Genomic DNA, 245 nt, shown 5'->3' with positions numbered 1-245 from the left:
CGGATAGCTCCCTTGCGCGAACCGCCGCTTGCGCAAAGCGGCCTCGTGCGGTTTGTTGCGCGCCGGTCGGGCGCAAGACCCGGTGTGGAGGACGTCCGATGTTGTCGCGACTGCTGCGTCTGGCCGGAATTCTGGTGCACGACGTATTCAACGGAAAACACCGAGCTGCGACGCCATCTCGCGGCCGAGATCGACGGGAACGCCGGCATAGCCGTTCTCGGTCCTGGTGCACCAGACCGCGCCGC

At 66.5% G+C, this 245-nt stretch carries 1 pseudogene; it reads right to left on the bottom strand.

The annotated features are described in order from the left end of the window. Window positions 1–115: 115 nt before the first annotated feature. Window positions 116–245, bottom strand: a pseudogene (locus FNJ47_RS52470) (amino acid ABC transporter substrate-binding protein); the annotation flags it as partial.

Origin of the sequence: Bradyrhizobium uaiense, assembly GCF_010811875.1 — a bacterium.
In the GTDB taxonomy this organism is placed as follows: Bacteria; Pseudomonadota; Alphaproteobacteria; order Rhizobiales; family Xanthobacteraceae; genus Bradyrhizobium; species Bradyrhizobium uaiense.
The sequence above is the reverse complement of the archived record's forward strand: the minus strand, read 5'-3'. Positions and strand labels throughout refer to the sequence as shown.